26 protein-coding genes and 1 riboswitch are annotated in these 23,620 nt (G+C 74.6%); of the genes, 13 read left to right on the forward strand and 13 right to left on the reverse strand.

Annotated elements, in window-relative coordinates; translation table 11 throughout:
• The first annotated feature begins 23 nt into the window (after positions 1-23).
• From ACN9MS_RS19875 to ACN9MS_RS19895, 5 genes are all read left to right on the forward strand, one after another.
• A complete protein-coding gene (locus tag ACN9MS_RS19875) occupies positions 24-524 on the forward strand; it encodes a hypothetical protein (RefSeq protein ID WP_426310103.1) in 501 nt (166 codons plus the stop codon).
• Entirely contained in the window at positions 521-1,750 is a 1,230-nt protein-coding gene (locus ACN9MS_RS19880) for an NRAMP family divalent metal transporter (RefSeq protein ID WP_426310104.1), read from the forward strand. Before ACN9MS_RS19875 ends, ACN9MS_RS19880 begins: the two co-directional genes overlap by 4 nt.
• Positions 1,747-2,184: a hypothetical protein gene (locus tag ACN9MS_RS19885; RefSeq protein WP_426310105.1), complete on the forward strand. Its 438-nt coding sequence runs from the start codon at positions 1,747-1,749 to the stop codon at positions 2,182-2,184. Before ACN9MS_RS19880 ends, ACN9MS_RS19885 begins: the two co-directional genes overlap by 4 nt.
• A complete protein-coding gene (locus ACN9MS_RS19890; RefSeq protein ID WP_426310106.1) occupies positions 2,181-2,627 on the forward strand; it encodes a PRC-barrel domain-containing protein in 447 nt (148 codons plus the stop codon). The genes ACN9MS_RS19885 and ACN9MS_RS19890 overlap by 4 nt, the downstream gene beginning before the upstream one ends.
• 137 nt (positions 2,628-2,764) lie before the next feature.
• Entirely contained in the window at positions 2,765-3,370 is a 606-nt protein-coding gene (locus ACN9MS_RS19895; protein ID WP_426310107.1) for a flavodoxin family protein, read from the forward strand.
• A gap of 10 nt (positions 3,371-3,380) precedes the next feature.
• Here ACN9MS_RS19895 and ACN9MS_RS19900 read toward each other — a convergent pair whose 3' ends face one another.
• The 7 genes from ACN9MS_RS19900 to ACN9MS_RS19930 all read right to left on the reverse strand — a co-directional run bounded on the left by ACN9MS_RS19900 (position 3,381) and on the right by ACN9MS_RS19930 (position 7,929).
• Positions 3,381-3,701, reverse strand: coding sequence for an ArsR/SmtB family transcription factor (locus ACN9MS_RS19900; protein WP_426310108.1), 321 nt, complete (start codon positions 3,699-3,701; stop codon positions 3,381-3,383).
• A complete protein-coding gene (locus tag ACN9MS_RS19905) occupies positions 3,698-4,183 on the reverse strand; it encodes an SRPBCC domain-containing protein (RefSeq protein WP_378230172.1) in 486 nt (161 codons plus the stop codon). Before ACN9MS_RS19905 ends, ACN9MS_RS19900 begins: the two co-directional genes overlap by 4 nt.
• A gap of 105 nt (positions 4,184-4,288) precedes the next feature.
• Positions 4,289-4,663, reverse strand: a complete 375-nt coding sequence (locus ACN9MS_RS19910; RefSeq protein ID WP_426310109.1) for a fluoride efflux transporter FluC — start codon at positions 4,661-4,663, stop codon at positions 4,289-4,291.
• On the reverse strand, positions 4,660-5,106 hold the full coding sequence (locus ACN9MS_RS19915) for a fluoride efflux transporter FluC (protein ID WP_426310110.1): 447 nt from the start codon (positions 5,104-5,106) through the stop codon (positions 4,660-4,662). The genes ACN9MS_RS19910 and ACN9MS_RS19915 overlap by 4 nt, the downstream gene beginning before the upstream one ends.
• On the reverse strand, positions 5,094-5,642 hold the full coding sequence (locus ACN9MS_RS19920; protein WP_426310111.1) for a universal stress protein: 549 nt from the start codon (positions 5,640-5,642) through the stop codon (positions 5,094-5,096). Before ACN9MS_RS19920 ends, ACN9MS_RS19915 begins: the two co-directional genes overlap by 13 nt.
• 42 nt (positions 5,643-5,684) lie before the next feature.
• A riboswitch (Fluoride riboswitch) is annotated at positions 5,685-5,759 on the reverse strand.
• Between the two features lie 24 nt (positions 5,760-5,783).
• Positions 5,784-7,094: a hypothetical protein gene (locus ACN9MS_RS19925; RefSeq protein ID WP_426310112.1), complete on the reverse strand. Its 1,311-nt coding sequence runs from the start codon at positions 7,092-7,094 to the stop codon at positions 5,784-5,786.
• A gap of 94 nt (positions 7,095-7,188) precedes the next feature.
• The gene (locus tag ACN9MS_RS19930; RefSeq protein ID WP_426310113.1) at positions 7,189-7,929 is read right to left on the reverse strand and encodes an SDR family oxidoreductase; all 741 of its coding nucleotides are present in this window, start codon (positions 7,927-7,929) and stop codon (positions 7,189-7,191) included.
• Between the two features lie 47 nt (positions 7,930-7,976).
• Here ACN9MS_RS19930 and ACN9MS_RS19935 point away from each other — a divergent pair, with 47 nt between their 5' ends.
• Positions 7,977-8,630 (forward strand): TetR/AcrR family transcriptional regulator, encoded by a 654-nt coding sequence (locus tag ACN9MS_RS19935; protein ID WP_426310114.1) that lies wholly within the window; start codon positions 7,977-7,979, stop codon positions 8,628-8,630.
• A 148-nt stretch (positions 8,631-8,778) separates the two neighbouring features.
• Complete coding sequence (locus ACN9MS_RS19940; protein ID WP_378230187.1) at positions 8,779-9,216, forward strand: hypothetical protein; 438 nt, start codon at positions 8,779-8,781, stop codon at positions 9,214-9,216.
• A gap of 36 nt (positions 9,217-9,252) precedes the next feature.
• On the opposite strand, the gene ACN9MS_RS19945 is transcribed toward ACN9MS_RS19940, so the two are convergent.
• Complete coding sequence (locus ACN9MS_RS19945; protein WP_426310115.1) at positions 9,253-9,909, reverse strand: GntR family transcriptional regulator; 657 nt, start codon at positions 9,907-9,909, stop codon at positions 9,253-9,255.
• 145 nt (positions 9,910-10,054) lie between these two features.
• Between ACN9MS_RS19945 and ACN9MS_RS19950 the strand changes: the two genes are divergently transcribed.
• Together ACN9MS_RS19950 and ACN9MS_RS19955 are read left to right on the forward strand one after the other, a co-directional pair.
• Positions 10,055-11,173 (forward strand): 3-keto-disaccharide hydrolase, encoded by a 1,119-nt coding sequence (locus tag ACN9MS_RS19950; RefSeq protein ID WP_426310116.1) that lies wholly within the window; start codon positions 10,055-10,057, stop codon positions 11,171-11,173.
• Between the two features lie 45 nt (positions 11,174-11,218).
• Positions 11,219-12,019, forward strand: a complete 801-nt coding sequence (locus ACN9MS_RS19955; protein ID WP_426310117.1) for an SAM-dependent methyltransferase — start codon at positions 11,219-11,221, stop codon at positions 12,017-12,019.
• 25 nt (positions 12,020-12,044) lie between these two features.
• On the opposite strand, the gene ACN9MS_RS19960 is transcribed toward ACN9MS_RS19955, so the two are convergent.
• The 3 genes from ACN9MS_RS19960 to ACN9MS_RS19970 form a co-directional block, all read right to left on the reverse strand.
• Positions 12,045-12,638, reverse strand: coding sequence for a hypothetical protein (locus ACN9MS_RS19960; protein ID WP_426310118.1), 594 nt, complete (start codon positions 12,636-12,638; stop codon positions 12,045-12,047).
• Positions 12,639-12,747: 109 nt separating this feature from the next.
• Entirely contained in the window at positions 12,748-16,176 is a 3,429-nt protein-coding gene (locus ACN9MS_RS19965) for a GH36-type glycosyl hydrolase domain-containing protein (RefSeq protein WP_426310119.1), read from the reverse strand.
• On the reverse strand, positions 16,173-16,916 hold the full coding sequence (locus tag ACN9MS_RS19970) for a TetR/AcrR family transcriptional regulator (RefSeq protein ID WP_426310120.1): 744 nt from the start codon (positions 16,914-16,916) through the stop codon (positions 16,173-16,175). Before ACN9MS_RS19970 ends, ACN9MS_RS19965 begins: the two co-directional genes overlap by 4 nt.
• 141 nt (positions 16,917-17,057) lie before the next feature.
• On the opposite strand from ACN9MS_RS19970, the gene ACN9MS_RS19975 reads away from it, so the two are divergent.
• From ACN9MS_RS19975 to ACN9MS_RS19990, 4 genes are read left to right on the forward strand one after another with little or no spacing between them, the layout of a single operon-like run.
• On the forward strand, positions 17,058-18,347 hold the full coding sequence (locus ACN9MS_RS19975) for an extracellular solute-binding protein (RefSeq protein WP_426310121.1): 1,290 nt from the start codon (positions 17,058-17,060) through the stop codon (positions 18,345-18,347).
• Between the two features lie 15 nt (positions 18,348-18,362).
• A complete protein-coding gene (locus tag ACN9MS_RS19980; protein WP_426310122.1) occupies positions 18,363-19,286 on the forward strand; it encodes a carbohydrate ABC transporter permease in 924 nt (307 codons plus the stop codon).
• 1 nt (position 19,287) lies between these two features.
• Positions 19,288-20,181, forward strand: coding sequence for a carbohydrate ABC transporter permease (locus ACN9MS_RS19985; RefSeq protein WP_378215696.1), 894 nt, complete (start codon positions 19,288-19,290; stop codon positions 20,179-20,181).
• 23 nt (positions 20,182-20,204) lie between these two features.
• Complete coding sequence (locus ACN9MS_RS19990) at positions 20,205-21,374, forward strand: glycoside hydrolase family 1 protein (protein WP_426310123.1); 1,170 nt, start codon at positions 20,205-20,207, stop codon at positions 21,372-21,374.
• A 100-nt stretch (positions 21,375-21,474) separates the two neighbouring features.
• Here the strand turns inward: ACN9MS_RS19990 and ACN9MS_RS19995 are convergent, their stop codons facing one another.
• Both ACN9MS_RS19995 and ACN9MS_RS20000 read right to left on the reverse strand, forming a co-directional pair.
• Positions 21,475-22,122, reverse strand: a complete 648-nt coding sequence (locus tag ACN9MS_RS19995) for a transaldolase family protein (protein WP_426310124.1) — start codon at positions 22,120-22,122, stop codon at positions 21,475-21,477.
• Positions 22,123-22,143: 21 nt separating this feature from the next.
• On the reverse strand, positions 22,144-23,619 hold the full coding sequence (locus ACN9MS_RS20000) for a xylulokinase (protein ID WP_426310125.1): 1,476 nt from the start codon (positions 23,617-23,619) through the stop codon (positions 22,144-22,146).
• Position 23,620 lies beyond the last annotated feature (1 nt).

Here is a 23,620-nt window from a genome sequence, read left to right on the forward strand (position 1 = left end):
CGCGGCGCGCGAGCATCACTGACGTGGGACGTCGCACGCGCATCACCCGCGCCGGGGCCGTGCTCGGCCTCGTGCTCGCGCTCGGGACGACCGCGGGCTGCACCGTGAGCCGCCAGGACCCCGGGCAGGCGACCGCCGCCGTGGCCGACGCGCTCGCGCAGGCCGGGTCGGCGGTCGAGACGACGCGGCTCACCGTGCGGCTGCTCGACGCCGACCGCGTCACGACGCCGGTCGCGGACGCGGCCGTGCTCGACCAGGTGCGCGTGCTCGAGGAGTCGACCACCGCGCTGACGACGCTCGTGCCGCCCGACGACGTCTCGTCCGCGCAGCGCGACGCCGGTCTCGTGGCCGTCGCGGACGCGACGCGCGAGGTGGTCGCGGCGCGCGCGTGGGTCGCGCGCGAGGCGGGCGGCGACCTCTCGGAGGCGGGCGCCGTCCCGCTCACCGCGTCCGAGCTCGAGGCCGACCTCGCGCGCGCCGCCGACGACGTGGACACCGCGCTGGCCCGAGCGGGTGGCGCGTGAAGCAGCTCCTCGGCGTCGCGCTCGGCATCCTCACGGCGATCGGCGGCTTCGTCGACATCGGCGACCTGGTGACCAACGCCGTCGTCGGGTCGCGCTTCGGGCTGTCGCTCGTGTGGGTCGTGGTCGTCGGCGTGGTCGGCATCTGCCTGTTCGCGTCGATGTCCGGCCGCGTCGCGGCGGTGAGCGGGCGCGCGACGTTCGAGATCATCCGCGAGCGCCTCGGCCCGCGCGCCGCGGGCGCGAACCTCGCGGCGTCGTTCGCGATCAACCTGCTCACGCTCACGGCCGAGGTGGGCGGCATCGCGCTCGCGCTGCACCTCGCGAGCAGCGTCGAGCCGCGTCTGTGGATGCCGGTCGCGGCCTTCGCCGTCTGGCTCGTGCTGTGGCGCGTGAAGTTCCAGGTCATGGAGAACGTCGCGGGGCTGCTCGGGCTGCTGCTCGTCGGTTTCGGGGTCGCGCTCTTCCTGCTGGGCCCGGACTGGGGCGAGCTGCTGCGCCAGGCGGTGCCGCCGTCGCCGCCCGCGACCGAGCACGTCGCGACGTACTGGTACTACGCCGTCGCGCTGTTCGGCGCCGCGATGACACCGTACGAGGTGTTCTTCTTCTCCTCCGGCGCCGTCGAGGAGGGGTGGACCGCGAAGGACCTCGCGCAGAACCGGGTCAACGTGCTCGTCGGGTTCCCGCTCGGCGGGCTGCTGTCCGTCGCGATCGCGGCGTGCGCGGCCGTGGTGCTCCTGCCCGCGGGGATCGAGGTGTCGTCGCTGTCGCAGATCGTGCTGCCCGTGGCGGAGGCCGGCGGGACGCTCCTGCTCGCGCTCGTGATCGTCGGGATCGTGGCGGCGACGTTCGGCGCCGCGCTCGAGACCGCGCTGTCGAGCGGGTACACGCTCGCGCAGTACCTCGGCTGGTCGTGGGGCAAGTTCCGCCGCCCGGCGCGTGCCGCGCGCTTCCACGTGACGATGGTCGTCGCGCTGCTGCTCGCCGTCGCGATCCTCATGACGAGCGTCGACCCGGTGGCGGTCACCGAGATGTCGGTCGTGTTCTCGGCCGTCGCGCTGCCCCTCACGTACGTGCCGATCCTCCTCGTCGCGAACGATCCGGAGTACATGGGCGAGCACGTCAACGGGCGCGCGACCAACGCGCTGGGCATGGTGTACCTGGTGATCGTGGTCGCCGCGGCCGTCGCGGCGATCCCCCTGATGATCGCGACGGGAGCGGGGTCATGAGCCGCGACGACTCCACGCCGACCGGGGTGCGCGTCGTGGACGCGCGCCTGCACCTGCTGAGCCGCCAGGTGCTCGACGTCGACGGCGAGCCGGTCACGACCGTCGACGACCTCGAGCTCGTCGCCGCGGACCGTGCCGACGGCACGGACGGCACCGCCCGGGACGACGGGCCGCGCGACGCGGTGCCCGGCGAGCCGGCGGAGGTCGGCGCGCTCCTCACCGGCCCGGTGCTCGTGACGCGCCTGCTCGGCGGCCGGCCCCCCGCGTCGCGCTGGGAGCGCGTGCCGTGGTCCGACGTCGGGCACGTGGGGACGGCGATCGAGCTCACCGTCCAGGCGGACTCGCTCGACCTGCACTGGACCGAGGACTGGCTGCGCGAGCACGTCGTCGGGCGTATCCCCGGCGGCCGGCACGACCCCGAGGAGGCGTCGTGATCCTCGGCGACCTGCTCGACGCGCGCGTCCTCGGGCCCGGCGGCGAGAACCTCGGCTTCCTCGTGGACGTCCGGCTCGCGCTCGACACGCTGCCCGACGGCGGTCCCGCCGCCCGCGACGGGCGGCACCGACCCGGTGGGGCGGCGGGCGAGGCCGACCCCGACGACGCCCACCCCGACGACCGGGCGCTGAGCACGAGCGTCCGCCGCCGGGACCGGGTGGGCCGGGCGCGCGTCGTCGGCGTCCTCGTGAGCCCGCGCACGGGTGCGTCGTTCCTCGGGTACGAGCGCACGGACGTCACGGCGCCGTGGCCGGTCCCGCAGCTCGTCCGCCGCCGCCACCGCGGGACGTTCCTCGTGCCGTGGGACGACGTCGCCGCCGTCGCGCCGGGCGAGGTGCGCCTCGCCGCGGGGTACCGGCGCGAGGACGCAGCCCTGCCCTGACCCGCGCCGCCGCTCGGCGCGTTGCGAGCGGGTCGCGGCCCCGTGACGCTGGACGGGACGGTGAAGCCACCCGCCGTCGGCCGCCCGGGCGGAGGCACGTGAACACCGTCGCGCCGTCCGGCGACACGGGAGGACCCATGAAGGCGCTGTTCGTGAGCTGCACGCTCAAGAAGTCCCCGGAACCGTCCAACACCGAGGCGCTCGGGCGCGTGGTCGCCGAGGCGCTCCAGGACCGCGGCGTCGAGGTCGAGCACGTCCGGCTCGTCGACCTCGACGTCCCACCGGGCGTCGTCACCGACGTCGGCGAGGGCGACGGGTGGCCGAGCGTGCACGAGCGGCTGCTGGACGCGCAGATCCTCGTGGTGCTCACGCCGACGTGGCTCGGTCGCCCGTCGTCGCTCGCGCAGCGCATGCTCGAGCGCATGGACGCGATGATCTCCGAGGAGGGACCCGACGGTATCCCCGTCGCCTACAACCGGGTCGCGGGCGTGGTGGTCACGGGCAACGAGGACGGCGCGCACCACGTCATCAGCGAGGTCAGCGGCGCGCTCGCCGACATCGGGTACACGATCCCCGGTCAGGCGTGGACCTACTGGAACCAGGGCCCCGGCCCGGGCCCCGACTACGTGCAGACGGGGCACGGCCACGAGTGGGCCCGGGAGACGGGCCGCCTCATGGCGCACAACCTGCACGCCGTCGCGACGGCGCTCGAGGCGCACCCGGTCCCCGCCCCCGGCTCCTGACCGACGACCGCTACGACTCCGCGATGCGCTTGATCGCCGCGAGCCGGCGGTCCCACGCCGCGCCGATGGCCTCGAGCGCACGCGCGGTCTCCTCCAGCCGGGCGCCGACGGCGCGGTAGCGGATCTCGCGGCCGACCCGCACGGACTCGACGAGCCCGACCTCCGCGAGCACGGCCAGGTGCTTCGCGATGGCCTGGCGGCTCACCGGCAGGCGCTCGGCGAGCGCCGACGCCGAGAGGTCCGCGCTGCCGAGCTCCTGGAGGATCCGCCACCGGGTGTCGTCCGCGAGGGCCGAGAACACGGGGGCGAGCTCCGTCGCGGGTGCGGTCACGCGCGACCGCCCTCGGCCGCGAGCGCCCCCTCGAGGAGCGCGACGAGCTCGTCGAGCTCGCTCGTCCACCCCTGCTGGTGGCTCTCGAGCAGGCCGTCGGGGTCCGCGACGAGGTCGAACCCGGTCTCGACGACGCGCAGCACGGTCGTCGGCCCCTGGGGCTCGAGCGTGAAGCGCGCGACGGTCGAGCTGGTCTCGTCCATGACCTGCCCCACCGGGGTCCCCCACCGGAAGGCGAACGCCGTCGTGGGGTCGTACTCCTCGATGCGCACCTGGACGTCGGGCGCGTCCGGCCAGCTGAATACGCCCTCGCCGCCGACGCGCAGGTCGGGCAGCTCGGTCCGCTGGCCGAACCAGCCGCTGATGAGGTCCTCCTGGGTGAGCGCCGCCCAGACGCGTGCCGCCGGGGCGTCGATGGTCACGGTCCGGGACACGGTGTACGACTCGCGGTCGACGACGGCCGGCTCGTTGGTGGTGGTCATGGTGCTTCCTCTCCGCTGGGAAGGAGTACTGACTGCAACCCCAGAGTTGCACACTGCCTCCGGCAGCGCAACCCCTGAGTTGCTTCGTGTCGATGCCGCACCCGCTCACGCGCCCCCGAGCGCGATCCCCGCCACCGCGGCCGCGAGGCACACGGCGAGCATCCCGAGCGCGTGCAGGAGCGCGACGGCGCCGCGGCCCGCGAGCAGCAGGCGCGCGCCCTCGACCGACGCGGTGGAGAACGTGGAGTAGCCGCCGAGGAACCCGACCCCGAGCACCGCCGCGACGTCGCCGTGCCCCGGGTGCGTCACTCCCCAGCCCGTGAGCAGCCCCAGCAGGAAGCAGGCGGTGACGTTCACGACGACCGTGCCCAGCGGCGTCGACCACCGGTTGTGCCGGGCCACGAGCGTGTCCAGCAGGAACCGCGACGCCGCGCCGAGCCCACCGGAGAGGGCCACGAGCGCGAGCTCCGTCCCGCTCACCGAGCACCACCGCCCCGGGCGACCAGGCGCCGTCGGACCGTCGCGGCGAGCGTGATCCCGCCCACCGCCGCCGCGACGCCGAGCGCGACGCTCCCCAGCGCGTACGCCGCGCCGAGGGCGATGTGGCCCCCGCTCGCCAGCCGCTCGACCTCGACGGCGAACGTCGAGTACGTCGTGAACCCGCCGAGGACGCCCGTCCCGCAGCCGAGCCGCACGCCCCGCCGCCACCCGGCGTCGGGACCCGACCGGAGCAGCGTCTCGAGCAGCGCGCCGAGCACGAACGACCCGGCGAGGTTGATCCAGAACGTCGTCCACGGCCACGACCCGGGCACGGGTGCGAACGCCTGCTCGAGCAGCGCGCGCGCCGTCGTGCCGACCGCTCCGCCGAGCGCGACGAGCCCCGCGAGCGCGAGGAGCGGGGTCCGCCGTCTCACCTCTCCCACGGCGTGCGGAGCTCCTTCCAGTCCACGACCGCGAGCGGCACCGTGAGCACGGGGCGGTGCTGGTGGTGGGCGAGGTGCGCGGCGACGGACCCCTCGACGAGCTCACGCAGGTGCGCCGCGGACCCGGGCGCGCGCGTCCCGACGACGATCACCGCGGCGTCGACCGCCCGCGCGAGGTGCGTCAGCGCACGGTCGGGCCGGCCCGCGAGGTAGTGCAGGTCCCACGCCACGCCCGCGCCCCGCAGCCCCTCGTCGACCTCGGCCCGCAGCCGGGCCTCGACCTCCTGCCAGGAGTCGTCGGCGGAGTCCGGGTCGAGCGGCGCGTGCGTCACCGAGCCGTCGGGGCGCTCCTCGACGACGTGGCGGGCGGTGTCCGCGTAGGCGGCGACCACGCGGGAGCCGACGACGCCCGCCCAGGCGGCGGCCGCGCGGACCACGAGCGGGTCCCCGCCGGGGACCACCCCGACGACGACGGGGTGCCCGGCGAACGGGACCATGCGGTCGAGCGCGGGCTGGGGCACGGGTCTGGCTCTCATGCGGACCTCTTCCCGCGGGCAGCACCCTGCCCGCCGACGTGCGACGAGACAGGAACCATCAGCCCTGGCGGCGGTTCGGGCGGCTATGCCCCGGCGGGATCCATCACCGCCCTCAGCGTACCCAGCCCGGCCGACCCGCGCTCAGCCCGCCTTCGTGTCCAGCCACTTCTTCTCGCCGAACGACTTCGCGAGCTCGTGGTCCGTGATGACGAACCCGACGGCCTGCGCGACGGGCAGGATCTGGTCGCGCTCCAGCCCGTCGTCGATGCCGAGCCGGTACAGCATGACGACGGTCCCGGTGTTGAGCATGACCCCCGGCGAGTCACCGTCGTCGAGCAACGCGTACGTGCCCTGGAAACCCGGCTGCGGCACCGCGGCGGCGAGCGTCGGGTGCGCAGGTCCCGAGGTGTCGGCGACGGGGTCGCCCTCCGGTGCGTCGTTGAAGGCGGCGGCCACGCGCTCGGCCTCCTCCTCCGACCCGACGTCCACCAGGACCAGGTCGAGCGCGAGGGTCGGGCCGTCGTCGGACACGACGCGCGCCTCGAACCCGGCCTGGCACGAGCCCGCGAGCGCCTCGATCGCGGGGATCGCGGGCAGGTCGTCGCACGCGAAGTCGCGGCGGGCCGTGAGCGCGATGCGGTCCTCGTTGACCAGGTAGTCGTTGTCGGAGAAGTAGTCCCACGACATCGGCGCGAGCGCGGGGCCCGACTCCGGGTCCATCTCCGCCCCCGCGCGGTACTGCTGCTCGAGCCACGGCTCGTCGTCCGTGACGTCGGTGTCCACGGGCTCCTCGGACGCCTCGGGCTCCTCGGACGCCTCCGGCTCCACCGGCGCGTCCGTCGCGGGCGCCTGCTCGGCGGTCGTCGGCCCCGGGGCGGGCGGGGCGTCGTCGCGCACCGCGAGCCACACGCCGAGGCCGCCCGCGACGACGACGAACGCACCCACGCCCGCGAGGACGGGCACGAGCCACTTGCGCGAGCCGCGGCCGGGCGGCGTCGCGTACGGGGAGAAGCCGTAGGGGTCCGACGGCGGTGCAGGCGGCCCCGGCACGACCGTCGCGTCGTCGGGCGCGCCGTAGACGGAGCCCGGCGGGGTCGCGTACGGAGCCGTGGGGGTGCCGTACGGGGCGCCGGGCACGGGCGGACCCGCGGGGGGACCGGGCGGCGGGGGCGGCGGCGCGTACCCGGGCGCCGTCCCCGCGGGCGGCCAGGTCGCCCCGGTGTCCGCGGGCGGGAGCGTCGCGTGCGGGTCGCCGGGTCGGCCGTGGCCCCCCCGACCTCCCGTGCCGTACGGGTCGGTGTCGTACGGCGCCTGCGCGTGCGGGCTCGCGTAGCCCGGCGCCGGGGCGCCCGGCCCGCCCGGGTTCGTCCCGCCCTCCTCCCCGTACCGTCGCGGCGGCCGCATGACGGTGTGGTCGTCGACCGGCTCGTACGGGTCGGTGGGGTGGGACATCGGGCGGGTCCTCTCGTCGCGGGCGGCTCGTGCAGGGTAACGGAGCACCGGTCCGCCCGGGGGCACCCGCCCGGTCCGCGCGACCCGCGGAGGTTCAGCGCACCTGGGCCGTGGGCCGCAGCAGGATCTCGTTCACGGACACGTGCGGCGGGCGGCTCACGGCGAAGAGCACGGCGTCGGCGACGTCCTGGGGGTCCAGGACGCGGATCTCCCCGGCGATCTGCGCGGCCAGGGCGCGCATGGCGGGATCCGTGAGGTGGCTCGCGAGCTCGGTGTCGACCATTCCGGGCTCCACGACGACGACGCGCACGCCCTGCGCGGCGACCTCCTGGCGCAGCGCCTCGGAGAACGCGTTGACGCCGTGCTTCGTCGCGGCGTAGACCCCGGACCCCGCGGACGCCGTCCGCCCCGACGTCGAGGACGTCTGCACGAGCGTGCCGCGGCTCGCGAGCAGGTGCGGCAGCGCCGCGTGCGACACGTGGAGGGTCCCGAGCAGGTTGGTGCGCGTCATGCGCTCCCACTCGGCCGGGTCGGCGCCCTGTACCGGGCTGCTCAGCATGACGCCCGCGTTGTTGACGACGACGTCGAGCCCGCCGAGCCGTCGGGCCGCCTCGGCGACGCCGGCACGCGCGGAGGTCTCGTCCGCGACGTCGAGCACGAGCGCCTCCACGCTCCCCCGCGAGCCCGCCGCACCCGCGACGACCTCCTCCAGCCGGTCGAGGCGGCGGCCCGCCGCGACGACCCGCGCCCCGGCGTCGGCGAGGGTCCTCGCCACAGCGGCCCCGATGCCGGACGACGCCCCGACCACGAGCGCCCTGCGTCCTGTCATGTCCATGTCGGTCTCCTCGTGCGGTAGCGGCTCGTGAAAGTGACCCTGTGGTCATGTTCGACCGTACCACCAAAGATGACTACGTGGTCATCTTCCGTGCTACCGTCGCCGGCGAGGAGGTGGTCCACGTGCGCGCAGACGCCGTACGCAACCGCGAGTCGCTCGTGCGTGCCGCGGGGAGCGTGCTGGCCGAGTCGGGGCTCGACGTCCCCGTCGCCGCGATCGCCGACCGCGCGGGCGTGGCCAAGGGCACGGTGTTCCGGCACTTCGCCTCCAAGGACGAGCTCGTCGTCACGGTCGTCGCGAGCCTGATCGACGACCTCGCCGTGCGCGCGGAGGCCCTCCTCGCCGAGCCCGACGCGCTGTCCGCGCTGCGCGCGTTCGTCGCCGCCGGGGTCGAGCTCCAGGCACGCGACCTCGCGTTCTGCCAGATGGCGGCCACCGCGGAGCAGCAGGTCCCCGGGCTGACCGACCGGCGCCGGAGGCTCGAGCAGATCGCGGACCTGCTCGTCCGCCGGGCCCAGGACGCCGGGGTGGTGCGGGCGGACCTCACGGGTCGGGACGTCGTCGGGCTCATGACCGCCGCCTACCAGGGCGCGTGCGCCACCGGCGACCCGTCGCGGTGGCCCTACTTCCTCTCGCTCCTGGTCGACGGGCTGCGCCCGACAGACCCGCAGGAGGCCCGCCGCACGGCGGACGTCGTGTGACGTGACCGTCGGGTGATCTCCTCCTCAGGGTGGACACGCCCGTGGGGCGGGCAGCGTACGCTGCGGGTGGGTCACCGGACGGCGGGCAGGGGGAACTACCGCTCGACCGACGAGAGACCGGACCGCCGTCCGACCCGCACCAGCGCTCATGAACACACTCACCTGGACTGCCGAAGACGACGCGACCTGGCGCGCCCGCAGCGCGTCGCGCGAGTACGTGATCCGGCGCGACGACGCCGACGGCTGGACGCTCGACGGGCCGGAGCGCACCTGGGTCGCGCTGCCGAACCTCGAGGTCGCCAAGGAGGTCGCCGCGCTCGCGGACGACGTCCACCACGACGACGACAGCATGACCCGCTACCGCGTGGTCACCGCCACCGGCGCGCGCCGCGGCGAGCCGTTCGGCGCGGACAGCGACGAGGACGCGATCGACGTGCTCCGCGCTCGCCGCCGCGCCGGCAACCTCCCGCTCGCGCCGTTCCGGCTCGAGACGAGCGACGGGCGGCTCGTCGGGTCGTGGCAGAAGGCCACCGAGATCCCCGCCCGGCCTGCCACGTCGCACGACGGGACCGCCGGCCCCGTCTGAGCCCGGGCGAGCCCACGGCCCCGACGACGGGCGAGATCAGCCCTCCGAACGCAGCGCCGCGACGTGCGCGGCGCGCTGGCGACGGCTGCTGTCGACGTGCGCCTCCGCCAGGGCGGCGGCCCGCTCGCCGTCCCGCGACGCGACCGCCTCGAACAGCTCCGCGTGCTCCTCGGTGACGTGCGCGAGGTCGTCGTGCTGCGACAGCGCCCAGCGCACGCGGCTGCGGATGCCCTGCATCATGTCCCGCAGGAGCTGGTTGTCGGCGAGCTCGGTCACGATCTCGTGGAAGTCGGCCGCGGACCGGCGCGACCCGACGCTGTCGGCGGTGCGCGCCCCTTCCTGCTCGCTCGCGAGCGCGCTCCGCAGCCGGTCCAGCCCTTCCGGGCCGTGCCGCTCCGCCGCGAGGCGGAACGCGAGCGGCTCCAGCACCTCACGGACCTCGTCGAGGTCGGCGAGGTCCGCGTCGGAGAACTCCCGCACCACGGCCCACGTGTGCGGCCGCAGCACGACGAGCCCCTCCCCCTCGAGCGCCTTGAGCGCGTCGCGCACGGGGATGCGGCTCACGCCGAAGTCGGCCGCGAGGTCCCGCTCGACCAGCCGGGACCCCGGGCGTCGCACCCCGTCGAGGATCTCGTCGCGCAGCGTCGCTGCGACCCGGGCGGACTCCAGCACTCGCTCCTCGGCTCCGGACACCGGTCGATTCTCCCACCGCGCCCGACGCGCGCACGCGGGTGCGGACGGCGTGCGGCCCCGGGTGCGTGCTCGCTCCCCGTGCCGTGGAGAGCGCCCGGCATCCGTGCGAGGGTGGAGGGGACACGCGTCGAACGAGGGAGTTCTGATGTCGAGCACCACCCGTCCCCCCGTCCTCCGCCGGGCGCACCGCGCCCGCCTCGCGGGGGCGGCCGCGCTCGCCGTCGGGGTCGCGCTCGCGGCGCCGGCCGCGGCGGTCGTGCCCGCGGCACCGGGGACCACGGCCGCCGAGGCCCCGACGGCCCTGACCGCCGCGCCCGACGACGGGTACGACGTGATCTTCGACGGCACCGCCGAGTCGTTCGACGCGTGGGAGTACGCCGGCGACGGCGGTTTCGACCTGCTCGACGACGGCACGATCCGCTCCCGGGCGGGCGCGGGCGGCGGGTTCGGCACCCTCTGGTACCCGGTCCGGCAGTACGGCGACTTCTCGCTCGTCGTGCAGTTCCGCGACGACGCACCCGGGGACGCGCGCGCCAACAGCGGCGTGCAGGTCCGGTTCCCCGACCTGTCCGGTCCCGTCGAGGGGTGCCCGACGACGTTCAACGGCAACGAGACGGGCAACCTCTCGTGGATCGCGGTCAACTGCGGGCACGAGATCCAGGTCAACGACTCCCCCGAGGGCGGGTCGAACGACCCCCGCAAGACCGGGTCGGTCTACGGGTTCGCCGACATCGGCCTCGACCGCGCGCGCCCCACCGCCAAGGGCACGTGGAACGAGCTCGAGGTGCGCGTCGTCGGGCAGCACTACACGGTGATCCGGGACGGGGTCGTCATCAACGAGTACGAGAACCTGCCCGGCGTCCCGTTCCCCGACCGCCCGCTCGACCCGGACTCGAGCAGCCGCGGCCTCGTCGGGTACGTCGGTCTCCAGGCGCACGGCTCCGCGCCCGACGTCGTGTCCTACCGCGACGTGCGGATCCGGGAGCTCCCGCCCGTCCACGTCGAGGTGGACGCGCGGTGCCTGGCGGGGACGGCGCACGTCGCCGTGCGCGCGCTGAACGTCGGGGAGGACGCGGTGGACCTCACCCTCGGCACGGCCACGGGCGAGCGCTCGTTCGCGGACGTCCAGCCCGGCCGCAACGCGTACCAGTCGTTCAGCGCGCGGGCCGCGTCGGTCGAGGCGGGCACGGCCACGCTGACCGTGGCGACCGCCGAGGGCCCGGCCGTCGTCGAGACGCCGTACGCGGGGGTCGACTGCGGCTGAGAAAAGGGCGGGCGGCGACCGGCCCCCGTCTGTGAGGGTGGGGTCGTGCGCCCCTTCGACGAGCTGATCACCGAGGCCGAGCAGGCGGACGTCACCGGCTGGGGGTTCGGCTGGCTCGACGGCCGCGCCACCGAGGAGCGCCCGCCGTGGGGGTTCGTGTCGCTCCTGTCGCGGCACCTCGCGCGGGCGGACGCGGCGCTGGACCTCGACACCGGCGGCGGGGAGGTCCTGGCGGAGGCGCTGGGGGCCGCTGACGACCGGGGCGACCCCGTCCCCGCGACGCTCGTCGCCTCCGAGGGCTGGCCGCCCAACGCCGCCCGCGCTCGCTCGGTCCTCGCCCCGCGGGGAGGGCGCGTCGTCGTCCCGGTCGACGGCGTGCTCCCGGCCGACGACGCGTCGTTCGGGCTGGTCACCGCGCGGCACCCCGTCGCCCCGGCGTGGTCGGAGATCCACCGCGTGCTCCGGCCGGGCGGCACGTACCTCGCGCAGCACGTCGGGCCGGGCTCGGCGTTCGAGCTCATCGAGGCGTTCCTCGGGCCGCAGCCCGAGGCCCGCACGGGCCGCGACCCCGAGGACGAGGCGGCGCAGGCGCGGGCCGCGGGCCTCGACGTCGTCGACCTCCGCACGGCCACGTGCCGCATGGAGCTCCGCGACGTCGGGGCCGTCGTCTGGCTCCTGCGCAAGTGCGTGTGGTGGGTCCCGGACTTCTCGGTCGACCGCTACCGCCCCGTCCTCAAGGACCTCGACGCGCGGCTGCGGGCCGGCGCGCGCGACGACGGGACCACGTCCACCCCGTTCGTGGCGCACTCGACCCGCCACCTGGTCGTGGCGCGCCGGGCGGCTTGACGCCCGCGAGGTCCCGGAGCGATCGTCAGCCGGCGAGCTCCTGGAAGGTCCGGACGCCGCTGATCGCGCCGAGGATGAACCCGAGCGCCGTGCACGCGATCGCGATCCCGAGCGCGATCTTCGCCGTCTTCTCGTTCCGTCGGGCCGCGATCGCGGAGAAGACGATCGCGAGCACGCCGAACACGATCGGCAGGAAGAACACCGCGATCGGGCTGAACACGTACGCGAGGATCGTGCGCCACGTCATCGGCTGCGGGCCGACGGGGGCGTACGCGCCGTAGCCGGGCTGACCGCCGTAGCCGGGCTGACCGTAGGGCGCGCCGTACGGCTGCTGGCCCTGGGGCGGGTACGGCGCGCCGTAGGGCTGCTGGCCCTGCGGCGGGTAGGGCGCCACGGGCGGAGCCTGCGGCGCCATCTGCCCGTAGGCCGGCTGGTGCTGCTCGGGCTGCGCGGGCTGGCCGTAGGCGGGCTGACCCTGCCCGTACGGCGCCTGCGCCCCGTAGGGCCCGGGGGCGGCCGGCTGCCCGTAGGCGGGCTGACCCTGCCCGTACGGCCCGGGGGCCTGCGGGGGCTGCTGGGCGTCGCCGCCCGGGTGCTGCTGGTACGGAGGCTGGCTCACGGCGTGTTCCTTCGTCGCGGGTGACGCCGTCCCGACGGCGGCGTGGTCCGAAGGCTAGCGCCTCCGACCCACGCGCGGGGAACGGCTCGGGACGGCGAGATCTCGCGGTCTACGACCCCGCGGGCACCGTGATCTCGACGAGCGCCGCGTCACCCAGGTCCCCCGTCGCGACGGCGACGCCGCGCTCGCGGTAGTCGCCCGCCCGCGGGGACGTGGCGACGTCGACGAGCGCGCCGAGGTCGGACCCCGCGCGCACCCGGACGCCCTGGCCGGACTCGACGACCCGGTAGACGACGCGACGCGTCCGCCCGGCGAGCTCGAGGTCCGCGGCGAGCCCGTCGGCCGTCGCGGGCAGCACGGGGTCGGCGACGAGGGTCCCGGGCTGCTCCGTGAGCCCGAGCACGCCCTGGACGAGCTGGCGCAGGTAGATCCCGGGGCCGCTCGAGTACACGCGCCACCCGCCGCGCACGCCCACGGTCCCGTCGCGCAGCCGGTCGAAGTCGCGCGCGAAGCTCTCGCGGTCCGGGAAGTCGGCGTCGCTCGACGAGAAGTAGGCGTTGCGCTGCCGGGGCGCGGCGTGCGCGAGGCGGCGGCCGAGGTCGACCGGGCTGATGCGCAGCAGCTCGTCGAGCGCGCGGCCGCGGCCCAGGGCCGCGAGCGCCTCGACGTAGCGGATGTGCGCGTGCACGTACATGAGGCCGATCTCGCGGCCGACGTTCGCCGCCTGCTCGGCCCGCAGGAACGTGTGCGGGATCCCCTCGTCGAACGCGGCGGGGTGGTCCATGAGGCGCACGCCGTCGGGGAAGTGGAGGTGCTCGACCACGAGGCGCTCGTGCTGCTCCGCTTCCTCGGGCGTGAGGATGCCCGCGATGATCGACTGCGTCATGGGGATGAGGCGGTACCGCATCCCGGAGACCGTGTCGGACGGGTGGATGACGAGCTCGTCGCCGTCGGCACCGTGGCGCACGTACCCGGCCATGACGCCGTCGACGAGCGCGCGCTCGCGCAGGTCGGCGCGCACCTCGGCCGCCAGGGCGCCGGCACGCTCCGAGAGCGCGGCGTGGTCGTCGCTGCCGGACGTGGTGCGGGCGAGCAGCGCGGCGGCCTGCACGAGCAGCGCGGACGTCCACGTGGACGCGAGGTCCGTGCGCATCCGCGGGTCGGCGGGCTGGAGCGTGTCGTCCCAGTCGCCCTCCCCGTACGCGGGCAGGGCGGTGCCGGGCAGGCGGTCGCGGTCGAGGTGGTCGAGCAGCCGCGCGACGTGGTCGCGCACGGTCGCCGCGGCGTCGGGCCCGGACGCGGCGGGGCGCCGGTGCGCGTGGTCCCAGAACGGGACCGGCTCGTCGAGCACCGCGAGGTCGCCGCTCGCGTCGAGGTACTGCGCGAGCGCGAACAGCGGCCACACCACGACGTCGCCGTGCGAGGAGTCGTTGTAGCGCTCGCCGTACGCGTCGAACATGAACCACTGCGGGAACTCGCCCCACGTGTGCTGGTGGGCGAGGACGCGCAGCACGATCGCCCGCGCGACGTCGTACCGACCGCCCGCGAGCGCGAGCTCGAACGGCCCCTGGCACACGTCGCGCGTGCCCCACGCCGCGCCCGAGTACTGCTCGAGGCCGTGCGGGACGAGGAAGTGGATCAGGGCGTCGTGGGCGTACCAGGGCACGAGGAGGTCGAGCTCCTGCGTCTCGAGCTCCGCGTGAGGCGCGAACCGCAGTCCCCGCACGACCCCGCGGACGGTCGCGAGGTGGCCCGCGAGCGTCCCGTCGAGGTCGGCGAGCGGGTCGTGGGTCGACACGGCGAGCGCGAGCGCGGCGTCGGCCCCGTCCAGCGAGCCGGTGATCGCGAGCCGGAGCGCACCGGTGTCGGTCGCGCTCGTGAGGCGGTGCGCGGTCCCGGTACGTGCGCCCACGGAGCTCTCGGGGTCGAGCACGACGGGCGCGCTCGACGACACGACGTACCGCAGGTCGGGGTAGTGCGCGTCGACGTCGCCGCCCGGGACGGGGTGCACGACGACGGCCTCGCCGGCGTCCGACGTCGGGGCGACGTGCTCGACGACCCAGCCGCCGGCCTCGTCGTCGAGCTCGAGCGTCGCCGTGACGTGGAGGGGCCGCTCGCAGCGCACGTCCACGTCGATGCGGTTCTCGCGGTGGTGCGCGACGGTCCGCACGTCGACGCGGCCGAGCGGCGTCTCGTAGACCCAGCGGACGCCGCCGACGTCGAGGACGAGCGCGGACGGCAGACCGAGCAACCGAGGTCCGCGGCCGTCGTCGACGAGCACGCGCAGCCCGCTGCTGCGCAGGAGGTTGAGGTGGTGCCGGTGCACCGTCGCGAGCCGGTTGGCCGTGGTGTTGCCGAGCACGACGTGCGACGCGAAGACGCCCGGCGCGAACGCCGTCGTGGAGAGCACGTCGTCCGTGGGCAGCACGTCGTCGCCCGCCTTGAGCACGTGCCCGTGCGAGCGCTCGGTGACGGTGTCCTTGCGCGCGTCGACGACGTGCGTCCCGGCGGCGGTGAAGAACGACAGCAGCGTGCCGTCGGCGTCACGCTCGGGCAGCAGCACGTCGTCGGCACCGAGCCCGACGGCCGCGAGCAGGTCGGCCTCGCCGAGCTCGTCGCCCGCGAGGAGCGGGGCGTCGCGCAGCACGGACGCGGTCCGCGGCAGCGGGGTGGTCGAGCGCTCGTCGGCGGCGGCGGCGACCGCGTCCGCCGCCCAGCCGGCCACCTCGTCGAGGTGCGCGGCGAGCGGTCCGGGCGCGTCGGGGTCGACGACGGTGACCGCGTGCACGCGGGCCGCGCCGCCCGAGAGGTCGAGGGGGCGGGACACGAGGGTCGGCATCGCGTACTCGTACTGGAGCACCGCGGAGTCGACGGTCCCGAGCAGTCCGTGCGGGACGCCGTCGCGCCGCGACCGCGCCGTGAAGACCTGGAGCGAGTCCGTGAGGTGCGCGACGGCGCCCTCGACGAGGAACGCGACGGCGAGCGGGAGGCGCGGCTGGGCGGACATGGTCTGCCGGCTGACGAGCACGGTGCCCGCGTCGGGGTGCTCCATCGCGCGGTGCAGCAGGTACTGGCACACGTACGGCTCGCTCGACAGCGCGGCGGCGGGCGGCGCGAGCGCGAGGTCTTGCGCGTGCACGACGTCGTAGCGCGCGTCCGCCGGCGTGCTCGCGCCCGCCGTGAGGTCGACGCGCCAGACGAGCGTGCGCCCGTCGAGCGTCAGCGCGACGCGCGTGGCGAGCCCGAGCGCCTCGCCCGCCCACACGACGCGGTCGGTGCCGACCTCGACCGACGTCACCGCGGGCGCCGACCCGGTGAGTCGCGCGACCTCGACCGCGCCGTCCGCGCGGGTCGCGCGCAGCAGGATGCCGCCGGGCATGCGGTCGTGCTCGCCCGGCAGGTACTGGTTGACGAGCAGGCCGCCCGTGCTGACGGCGCGCACGTCACCGCCGCCCGTGAGCTCGACGGTCAGCTCGCCCGAGGCGAGCGTCGTGCCCGCGAGGGTGGTCGTGCCTGCGGGGCTGGCGGTGAGGGTCACGCGGTCTCCTGCTCGGTGGTGCGGTGGGCGGGCGCGGCGGGGGTCGAGCCCTCGGGGCGCAGCAGCGCGAGGAACTGGTCGAAGAGGACGACCATGTCGACGTTGTCGGGGTCCAGCAGCCACTGGAGCTGGAGGCCGTCCATGACGGCGGAGAAGAGCTGGCCGATCGCCTGGGGGTCGACCTCGGGGCGCAGCTCGCCGCGCGCGACGGCGTCCTGGAAGCGCGTGTCGTCCTGGTGGCGCAGCGCGCGGTAGCGGTCGCGCACGACGTCGTGGGCCGGGTGGGCGGCGTCCGTCGCCTCGGCCGCGACGACGACGTGGAGCGAGACGAGACCGGGCGTCTCGGCGTTGCGCCGCACCTGGTCGCGGATGGTCGTGAGGAGGTCCGCGCCCGCGGCCTCGTCCTCGGTGCGCCGCACGAGGTCGCGCCGGTCGCGCTCCTCGAGCGTCGCGGTCAGGAGGCCCGCCTTGCTGCCGAAGTGGTGCAGGAGCCCGGCCTCGGAGATGCCGACGCGCGCGGCGATCTCGCGCAGCGAGCTGCCGCGGAAGCCCTGCTCGCCGAACACCTCGACGGCCGTGCGCAGGATCTCGCGGCGGCGCTGCTCGCCCCGGACGATGCGTCGGTCCGGCAGGCCGGCCGCCGTCGTGCCGCGGGTCGCGGTCGTCGTCGCCACTCGGCTCCCCGCTGCCCCCGCCGTCCCCGTCGTGGCGTCGCCACCTGCGGAGTCGCTCTCGTTCATCACCGTCTCCTTCGCCAGTCCCTCGGCGCCAACGGTACGGCCTGGACGCCCCGGTTGAAAATACTAACCGAGCGCACGCTAAGGTAGTTTCCACAGCGGCTCACACCAGACGAGCCGACTGCTCGATGAGGAGGATTGCTCATGAAGCTCGGACGCAAGGCGGTCGCCATCGGCGTCGTCGGACTCCTGGCCCTGACCGCGTGCGGTCGCGCGGACGACGACTCGACGGGTGGCGAGAGCGCCGCCGGGTCCACGACGACGGTCGACGACTCGCCCGCGGAGGGCGACATCACGATCTGGGCGATGGGTGAGGAGGGCGAGAAGCTGCCCGACTTCGTCCAGGGCTTCACGGAGGAGAACCCCGACGCGAACGTCGAGGTGACCACGATCCCCTGGGCCGACGTCATGACGAAGTTCCAGACCGCCGTCGCCGCGGGCACCGTGCCCGACGCGATCATGATCGGCTCGTCCTTCATGCCGACGATGGTCGCCACCGGCGGTCTCGCGCCCGTCCCGGACGGCCTCGTCGACAGCGCGGACTTCGTCGAGGGGGCCGCAGCCTCGACCGTCGCGGACGGCGTCGACTACGGCGTGCCGTGGTACGTCGAGACCCGCGTCCTGTACTACCGCTCCGACCTGGCCAAGGCCGCCGGGGTCGAGGCGCCCACGTCGTGGGAGGAGCTCACCTCGTTCGCCGAGGCGATGAAGGCCAACGGCTCGACCTACGGCCTCCAGCTCCCGATGGGCGACGCGGAGGACTCCACGCAGGTCATCCTGCCGTTCTACTCGCAGGCCGGCGGCTCGGTCCTCAACGAGGCGGGCGACGCGTTCGACCTCGACAACCAGGCGATGGTCGACGCGCTCGACTACTACGCGTCCTTCTTCACCGAGGGGCTGTCGCCGCTGTCCGGCTACGGCGACTCGCAGAACAGCGCGTTCGTCGACGGCTCCGACCCGGCCTTCATCTCCGGCCCGTGGATGGTCAACGTGCTCGCCGACCTCCAGGGCGAGGACTGGGTCGAGCAGAACGTCGCCACCGTCCCGGTGCCCGCGGGCTCCGCGAACAACGACTCGTACATCGGCGGCGCCCACCTCGGCGTCTTCGCCGAGGCCAAGAACGCCGACGGCGCCTGGAAGCTCGTGCGCTGGCTCGCCCAGCCCGAGACGCAGCAGGCCTGGTTCGACGCGACGAGCGACCTGCCCGCCCTCACCACCGCGTGGGACTACGAGCCGCTGACGTCCAACCCGCGCACCCAGGTGCTCCAGCAGCAGCTCGAGAACACGATCGCCCCGCCGACCGTGCCGAGCTGGGACGAGCTCTCCGCGACGATCGAGACCGAGGCCGAGAAGGTCGCGAACGGTCAGGTCACGTCCGAGGACGCCGCCAAGGCGATCCAGGCCAAGGCCGACACGCTCGGGCTCGGCTGGTAACAGGGCCCGTCAGTCATGACCACCACCACCGAGGGACGGCGCCGGCGTACGGCCGGCGCCGTCCACCGGCGACGGCAAGCGCTCGTCGCCTGGCTGTTCGCTCTCCCGTTCGTCGCAGTCTTCGCGGTCTTCATGCTGGGGCCGCTGCTCGCGTCGTTCGGGATGTCGTTCTCGGACCTCACGATCCGTGACATCAAGACGCCGTTCGCGGTGAACTTCGTCGGGCTCGAGAACTTCACCAGCGTCTTCCAGGACGAGCTGTTCCGCAAGGCGCTGCTCAACACGTTCTACTTCGTCCTCGTCGGCATCCCGCTGACGATGGTGCTCGGGCTCGCACTCGCCGTCGCTCTCAACTCGGGCATCGAGAAGTTCCGCAGCGTCTTCCGCGTCGGCTTCTACACGCCCGTCGTGACCTCGATCGTCGCAGTCGCCGTCGTCTGGCGGTTCATCCTCCAGGACTCCGGCCTCGTCAACACCGTGCTCGGCTGGGTCGGCATCGACGGCCCGGACTGGCTCAACGACAGCGCGACGGCGATGCCGTCGATCATCGTCATGGCGGCCTGGCGCAACATGGGCACGCTCATGATCATCTTCCTGGCAGGCCTCCAGGCGATCCCGCGCGACGTCTACGAGGCGGCCGAGGTCGACGGCGCTGGCTCGTGGCGCCGGTTCCGCTCCATCACGGTCCCGCTCATGCGCCCCACGCTGCTGCTCGGCGCGGTGCTGCTGTCGGTCGGCTTCCTCCAGGTGTTCGAGGAGCCGTTCGTCATGACCAAGGGCGGCCCGGTCAACTCGACGCTGACCATCAGCTACTACGTCTACAACCAGTTCGGGTACGGCAACTACGCGTTCGCCTCCGCGGCCGCGTACGTCCTGTTCGCGCTGATCGCCGCGCTGGCCGCCGTCCAGTTCCGCCTGCTGCGGTCGAAGGAGGATTGACATGACCGTCACGTCCTCGCGGACCACCCCCGCGACGTCGACGCCGGAGGGTGCGCCGCGCCGTCGGCCGCGCCGCCCCGTGCGCTGGTCGCGCGGCGCCACGTACACGGCGCTCGTCGTCGGGCTGCTCCTGACCCTCATGCCGTTCATCTGGATGGCGCTCGGCAGCTTCAAGACGCAGGGCGAGCTCCTGCAGCGCCCCATCACGTGGTGGCCGCAGAACCCCACGCTCGACAACTACGAGCGGTGGCTCTCCCAGCTCAACTACGGGCAGTACTTCACCAACTCGATCGTCGTCGCTGTCGCCGTCGTGCTCGGCAACATCGTCTTCTGCTCGATGGTCGGCTACGCCCTCGCGAAGATGAGCTTCCCCGGCAAGCGGGTGCTGTTCGCCCTGGTCATGCTCACGCTCATGGTGCCGGGCGTCGTCACGCTCGTGCCGATGTTCGTGCTCGTGTCCAACATGGGTCTCGTCAACACCTACCCGGCGCTCATCCTGCCGTTCCTGGCCGGACCGCTGGGCGTGTTCCTCATGCGGCAGTTCATGCTCGGCATCCCCGACGCGCTCATCGAGGCCGCCCGGATCGACGGCGCGGGCGAGTTCCGCGTCTTCTTCCGCATCGTGCTGCCCCAGTGCGGGCCGCCGCTCGCGACGCTGAGCATCCTCACGTTCCTCGGGTCGTGGAACAACTTCCTCTGGCCCCTGGTCGTCGCGCAGACCGAGAACATGTACACCCTCCCGGTCGCGCTCTCGCTGTACTCGGTCGGCTCGAACGGCACCTACTACGGCCTGCTCATGGCCGGGTCCGTGCTCGTCGTGACGCCGATCCTCATCCTGTTCCTGTTCCTGCAGCGCTACTTCGTGCAGGGCATCGCCATGACCGGCATCAAGTGACCGGCGACCGACGAGGAGTACCTGTGTCGATCACCTTCCCCGAGTCCTTCGTCTGGGGCGCCTCGACGGCGGCCCACCAGATCGAGGGCAACAACGTCAACAGCGACTGGTGGGCGCGCGAGGTCGACCCGGCCTCGACGCTCGCGGAGCCGTCGGGCGACGCCGCCGACTCCTACCACCGGTACGCCGAGGACATCCGGCTGCTGGCCGAGTCCGGGCTCACCTCGTACCGGTTCTCGATCGAGTGGGCGCGCATCGAGCCCGCCGAGGGCCGCTTCTCGCGCGCCGAGCTCGACCACTACCGCCGCATGGTCGACTGCTGCCTCGAGCACGGCGTCACGCCGCTCATCACGCTGCACCACTTCACGTCGCCGCGCTGGTTCGCGGAGGACGGCGGCTGGACGGACCCGCGGTCCGTCGAGCGGTTCGCGCGGTACGTCGAGCACGTGCTGCCGCTGCTCGACCGCGCGTCGCACGTGTTCACCATCAACGAGCCGAACATCCTCGCGATGATGATCACGGCCGCCAAGGGTGCCGAGCAGCTCCAGGCGGGCACCATGCACGCGCCCGACCCGGTCGCGACCGAGCACCTGATCGCCGCGCACCGCCGGGCCGTCGAGCTCGTCCGGACCGTCGGGGTGCCCGTCGGGTGGCCCGTCGCGCCGCAGCAGTTCTTCGCCGACCCGGGCGCCGAGGAGGTCCTGCGCGAGTACGCCTACCCGCGCGAGACGGTCTTCCTGGAAGCCGCGAAGGGCGACGACTTCATCGCCGTCCAGGCCTACACGCGCACCCGCATCACGGTGGACGGCCCGCTGCCCGCACCGGAGGACTCCGAGAAGACGCTCACGGGCTGGGAGTACTACCCGGCCGCCATCGCGGAGGCCGCGCGCCTCGGGTACGAGATCACCGGCCTGCCCGTCCTGGTCTCCGAGAACGGCATCGCGACGGCCGACGACGCGCGGCGCATCGACTACACGCGCGACGCCCTGCGCGCGCTGCACGCCGAGATGGAGGCCGGACTGCCGCTGTTCGGCTACCTCCACTGGTCGCTGCTCGACAACTACGAGTGGGGCTCGTTCGCCCCGACGTTCGGGCTCGTCGCGTGGGACCCGGAGACGTTCGAGCGCACGCCCAAGCCCAGCCTCGGCTGGCTCGGCGGCGTCGCCCGCGGGACCGTCTCGCTCGACGACTGACGCGCCGCGGTCACGACCGCGCGCCGCACCCCCTCGCAGGTCACGACGCGGGGCGGGGACACCGTCCCCGCCCCGCGTCGTCGTCCGTCCGGAGGTGTCGTCACCCTGCCGCGCGCGCGTCCGTCTCGAACTGCGCCGCCGCGGCGACGGTGTCCGGGTTCTCCAGGAGCGCCGCGCAGAGCGCGGTGGACAGCGTGAAGTCCTCGACCCCGCGGGCTGCGAGCGCCGCGACCTGGGTCGTGTCGCGCAGGCTCGCGGCGAGCACCCGGCATCCCTGACCCGAAGCGTGCAACGTCGCGTGGAGGTCGGCGGTCTGCTCGACGCCGTCGAGTCCGAGGTCCCCCATCCGTCCCACGTAGGGCGCGACCCAGCCCGCGCCGGCCGCGTCCGCGAGGAGCGCCTGGGACGCGTGGTAGACCGCCGTGACCAGCACGGGCACCCCCTCGCGGGTCAGTCGGCGGGAGACGGCGAGGCCTTCGCGCGTCGCGGGCAGCTTGACCACGACGTCCGGCCCGAGGGCGACGAGCTCCCGGCTGTGCGCTTCGAGCGCTGCCTCGTCCGGGCCGACGCCCTGGAGGAACACCGTCCCAGCCCCGGCCGCGCGCGCCCACCGGTGAACGGCGGGGACGTCGTCGACCGTGAGCCCCGACCGGTACAGGATCGTGGGGTTCGTGGTGACGCCGGCGAACAGGCCGGTCGCGAGGAGCCGCTCGACCTGGTCGCGGTCGGCGGAGTCGATGTACAGCATGCGTTCTCCCTGGTGGTGCGGTCAGGTCGCGGTTGGCCGGGGCCGGTCCGCGACCGTGGCGAGCAGGTCGTAGTAGGGGGCGTCGATCGTCGCGGGGTGTTCGCGGGGCGGCACGACGTCGAGCACGGGCGGCGTCCACGACGCGGCGACGCCCGCGACGGTGGTGCCCTCGAGGACGGCGACGGCCTGGACGCACGCCCCGCGCGCCGTCGCCTCGGGGGCCGCGCGACGCACGACGGGGCGGCCGAGGGCGTCAGCGAGGACCTGCCGGTACGCGAGCGAACGGGCGCCGCCGCCGTTGACGACGACCTCGCCGCTCGTGTCGACGCCCACCCGCTCGAGCGCGCGGGCCGCTCCGACGAGGCCGGCGACGACACCCTCGAACGCGGCCAGCGCGAGGTCTTCCCGGGTCGTCTCGCCGGTGATCCCGCCGAGCACGCCGGTCGCGCCCGGTCGCCGCGGGGTGCGCTCGCCGTCGAGGTAGGCGACGAGCGTCGGCCGTTCCCCCCGGACGGGCGCGGCGAGGGCGAGGCGCTCCAGGGTCGCGTGGTCGACGTCGAGGAGCCGCGCGAAGGTGTCGGTGACCTTGGCGGCGTTGAGCGTGCAGGCGAGGGGCAGGTACCCGCCGGTCACGTCGCACACGGAGTCGACCGTGCCGAGCGGGTCGACGACGGACGTGCGGCGCGGGCTGAGGACGACGCCGGAGGTGCCAAGAGAGACCCCGAGGTCGCCCTCGACGAGGCCGAGCCCGACGGCGGCGAGGTGCTGGTCTCCCCCGCCCGGCCCGACGACGACCCCCGGCCCGAGCCCGAGCTCGGCCGCGACGTGCGGGTGCACGGTCCCGGCCGGGGTGTCGGGCCCGAGGACGGTCGGGAGGACGTCCGCCCAGCCGATCTCCGGCGAGACGAAGCGCTCCAGGAGCTCGGGCCGCCAGACGCCGCGGTGGACGTCGAGGTAGCCGGTCCCGGCGGCGTCGGACCGGTCGGTGACCGTCGCCCCGGTGAGCCGGTAGGTGAGGTAGTCGTGCGGCACGAGGACGTGCGCGACGCGCTCGAGGAGCGTGGGGTCGGTCTCCGCCACGTGCGCGAGCTTCATGATCGTCAGCGCGGACGACGGCGCCATCCCGACGTCCTGCATCCACGGCTCGAGCCCGTAGTCCTCCGCGATCCGCGCCGCCGCGGGGCCCGCCGTCGTGTCGTTCCACAGCGGCGCGGGAGCCAGTGGCTCGCCGCTCCGGTCCAGGAGCACGAGCCCGTGGCACTGGGCGCCGACGGCGAGCGCGACGACCTGCGCCGGGCCGGCGTCGGCGTCGCGCAGGGCGCCCGAGAACGCCGCCCGGAACGCGGCCCACCAGTCCCGCGGGTCCTGCCGGCTGACGGGGGGCACGGTCCGGGGGTGGGGGGCCGACGCGGTCCCGACGAGCGCGCCGTCGTCCCGGCGGCGCAGCTCGACGGTGCAGGACTGGGTCGACGAGTCGACCCCTGCGACAAGGTCCATG

It is taken from the genome of Cellulosimicrobium sp. E-16 (assembly GCF_049913115.1).
GTDB lineage: Bacteria > Actinomycetota > Actinomycetes > Actinomycetales > Cellulomonadaceae > Cellulosimicrobium.

Excerpts from the sequence above, each read along its gene's own strand:
- ACN9MS_RS19885 (WP_426310105.1), top strand. The coding sequence starts at position 1,747 with ATGAGCCGCGACGACTCCACGCCGACCGGGGTGCGCGTCGTGGACGCG.
- ACN9MS_RS19895 (WP_426310107.1), top strand. The coding sequence starts at position 2,765 with ATGAAGGCGCTGTTCGTGAGCTGCACGCTCAAGAAGTCCCCGGAACCG.
- ACN9MS_RS19905 (WP_378230172.1), bottom strand. The coding sequence starts at position 4,183 with ATGACCACCACCAACGAGCCGGCCGTCGTCGACCGCGAGTCGTACACC.
- ACN9MS_RS19920 (WP_426310111.1), bottom strand. The coding sequence starts at position 5,642 with ATGAGAGCCAGACCCGTGCCCCAGCCCGCGCTCGACCGCATGGTCCCG.
- ACN9MS_RS19925 (WP_426310112.1), bottom strand. The coding sequence starts at position 7,094 with ATGTCCCACCCCACCGACCCGTACGAGCCGGTCGACGACCACACCGTC.
- ACN9MS_RS19930 (WP_426310113.1), bottom strand. The coding sequence starts at position 7,929 with ATGGACATGACAGGACGCAGGGCGCTCGTGGTCGGGGCGTCGTCCGGC.
- ACN9MS_RS19935 (WP_426310114.1), top strand. The coding sequence starts at position 7,977 with ATGTTCGACCGTACCACCAAAGATGACTACGTGGTCATCTTCCGTGCT.
- ACN9MS_RS19940 (WP_378230187.1), top strand. The coding sequence starts at position 8,779 with ATGAACACACTCACCTGGACTGCCGAAGACGACGCGACCTGGCGCGCC.
- ACN9MS_RS19950 (WP_426310116.1), top strand. The coding sequence starts at position 10,055 with ATGTCGAGCACCACCCGTCCCCCCGTCCTCCGCCGGGCGCACCGCGCC.
- ACN9MS_RS19970 (WP_426310120.1), bottom strand. The coding sequence starts at position 16,916 with ATGAACGAGAGCGACTCCGCAGGTGGCGACGCCACGACGGGGACGGCG.
- ACN9MS_RS19975 (WP_426310121.1), top strand. The coding sequence starts at position 17,058 with ATGAAGCTCGGACGCAAGGCGGTCGCCATCGGCGTCGTCGGACTCCTG.
- ACN9MS_RS19980 (WP_426310122.1), top strand. The coding sequence starts at position 18,363 with ATGACCACCACCACCGAGGGACGGCGCCGGCGTACGGCCGGCGCCGTC.
- ACN9MS_RS19985 (WP_378215696.1), top strand. The coding sequence starts at position 19,288 with ATGACCGTCACGTCCTCGCGGACCACCCCCGCGACGTCGACGCCGGAG.
- ACN9MS_RS19995 (WP_426310124.1), bottom strand. The coding sequence starts at position 22,122 with ATGCTGTACATCGACTCCGCCGACCGCGACCAGGTCGAGCGGCTCCTC.
- ACN9MS_RS20000 (WP_426310125.1), bottom strand. The coding sequence starts at position 23,619 with ATGGACCTTGTCGCAGGGGTCGACTCGTCGACCCAGTCCTGCACCGTC.